This is a genomic window from Phormidium sp. CCY1219 (assembly GCF_035615515.1).
Classification (GTDB): domain Bacteria; phylum Cyanobacteriota; class Cyanobacteriia; order Cyanobacteriales; family Laspinemataceae; genus CCY1219.
The window spans coordinates 1-2,451 of sequence record NZ_JAJENT010000660.1 but is presented as its reverse complement, the minus strand read 5'-3'; the positions used below and the strand labels follow the sequence as shown (position 1 = coordinate 2,451).

The window sequence follows — 2,451 nt, the reverse complement described above, 5'->3', positions numbered from 1 at the left end:
GTAGCAAAGGCGTTTCATTGGCGAGAGATAAAAGGTGATTGAACGAAAATAAGTAAAGGGAAGCCTTCGGGCAACCTGTAGAGGCGTACTTGACTTCGCCTCAGAGTCCGTTTTTCGGAAGTTCTAAAATCCCTCCGGGGAATCCCCGTCTCTTTAGAGCGCGCAGTAGTCAAACCATCACTCCATAAAATAGGAAAATACTCCTCGCCCAGGTTGATGCCAATGGTTGGCATCAACCTGCGTTGGCATGCAAGAAATTTTCACTCTGGCGGGGGTAAGCAAAATCTTTCGCTATCCTAATTTTGGCGGGGTTCGATCGCGATCGCCTACTTCGTCCATCTTTTTGGATGGCGCTTGGAACAGTTTGTTCGCCCATAATTCAATCTGCTAGGATGGCCATCGCGCTCGCGCGCGGGCGCTGCTTCCACCGTCAAACCCCACCTCGATGCTCCCATCAGTGATTCGGTAACATCATCATGGAAACCCTTGCCTTTATTGAATCGGTTCTCGCGTATCAGGCAACTGGATGCGATTTCGTTCTCCCTAACCGCGCAAACTTTTTCCCCCGTTGGCACTGGAACAAGTTTTCTAGCTCGAGTTTGATTCATTGGCTTTCAGTGGCCATGACCCTAGCCCTATTAAACGTGGCTACCCACGCCCTGGCATTTGAGCCGGGTCAGCAGGGAGACTCAGTGCGCTCTATCCAACAACGGTTGCAACAATTCGGCTACTTTCAAGGGAATATTACTGGATTTTACGGTTCGGTAACCGAATCCGCCGTCCGGCGCTTTCAGGAAGATAACAATCTTCCCATCACTGGACGAGTGGATGCAGACACCCTCTCCACAATGGGGCGTCTGTTAGCCCCACCGCAAAACTTCGGCCCGATAACTCAAGTGGGATCCGATGAGGGATTTCTCAGTTTAGGCGATCGCGGTTTAGAGGTGAAAATCCTCCAGCAGCAATTGCAAGCGTTAGGCTACTTGACTTCTGCGCCCACGGGGGAATATGATGTGCCAACGCGCAGTGCGGTCATTCGCTTTCAGCGCGACTACAGACTTCAAGAAAGTGGCATCGTCGGTCCGACAACCCGCACCCTCTTGGAAGAGCAAGTGTTGCAAAATAGCGCGCGCATTTCCACTCAACCCATGCAAACCTTCAGTTCAACCACTGCGGTAAATGGTGTGTTTAAACTTGGCGATCGCGGTTTAGAGGTGAAAAAGCTCCAGGAACGTTTAGTGGTCGCCGGCTACCCGATAGGGTCGCCTGATGGCATTTTTGGCCCGCGCACTGAAGCCGCACTCCAGCTATTCCAATCTGCTTATGGTTTGCAAAATACTGGCATTGCAACGAAAGCCACTCAGGAGGCATTAGAGCGCAAGCTTTACGTAGTGGTGATTCCAAAACGCAGTTTCGCCACTCTCGACGCCGTGCGCGAAGTGTTTCCCGATGCATTTGAAGCCGAACATCGCTTGGGGACTTACATTCATGCCGGATCCTCTCTGCGTCGCGAAGTCGCAAAAACTCGCATTCAAATCTTGCGAGATCGCGGTTTGGTGGATGCACGGGTGGTTTATTTTTAAGGCGGAGTTTCCTTTGATGAGGAAATTCGGTTAAATTGGCAGGAGCGATCGCTGGCAGCTCGGACAAATAGCATGAATCGTTAGCTGACAGTCCAAAAGGTGGTATCCCTCTTTTTTCGCCGTCTTGTTGCCGATTTTTAAAATCGAGTCGCTTTTGAATTCAATGGTTTTGTTACAGCGCACGCAGATCAAGTGGTGATGATGGTGAGGGTACGGTTGATTGATTTCGTAATGCTTGTGTCCTTCTGCCAGCTCCAATTCTCGTAAAATGCCCATCCGCGCCATTAACTTCACAGTACGATAAATGGTGGACAAGCTAATCCGTTCTTTTCGCTCCTGCAAGAGTTCGTAAAGATCCTCTGCACTCAGATGCTCGCCTTTCGGTAAATTTTGAAAAACCTGCAATATCGTTTCTCGCTGGGGCGTCAAGCGCCACCCCCGTTCGTTGAGTTCCGCCTTTAGGGAAGCCGCCGTATAAAAAGACATAAATACCTGCTTTACTTCTCAAGAAACCTTTCTTATTGAGAAGGATACACAATAAATTGCTAAGTTGCAAGAACGGCTGCTTATTGCGAATAATTATCGCCCCCTCCAGCAGGGGGAAGACCCCGGATTCAATCCGTTTCAGGTAAAGGGTTCGAGACCCTGTGGTACTCTCGCCTCCCGTACTTTACCCCTGGGCGGTTAGAGGGGAAATTTTAAATCCACCGATTTGCCGTAGAAGCCTTAGAAGCCAGCGTTACTCCGGAATCTGGGTGGTCACAGACAGATGAAAATGCGATAAGTCAGAGTCTGTCAGGGACTCCGTAGAAACCAACCCCATGTCTAAAGCCAGGGGCTTGTACTTCTAACCACCTGACCAGCCTAA

General features: G+C 50.0%; 2 protein-coding genes. One reads left to right on the top strand and one right to left on the bottom strand.

The genetic code is table 11. The features are described 5' to 3' along the window. The first annotated feature begins 623 nt into the window (after window positions 1-623). A complete protein-coding gene (locus tag LKK83_RS19135) occupies window positions 624-1,583 on the top strand; it encodes a peptidoglycan-binding domain-containing protein (RefSeq protein WP_324632881.1) in 960 nt (319 codons plus the stop codon). A 30-nt stretch (window positions 1,584-1,613) separates the two neighbouring features. On the opposite strand, the gene LKK83_RS19130 is transcribed toward LKK83_RS19135, so the two are convergent. After that, window positions 1,614-2,069: a Fur family transcriptional regulator gene (locus tag LKK83_RS19130; RefSeq protein ID WP_324632880.1), complete on the bottom strand. Its 456-nt coding sequence runs from the start codon at window positions 2,067-2,069 to the stop codon at window positions 1,614-1,616. Window positions 2,070-2,451 lie beyond the last annotated feature (382 nt).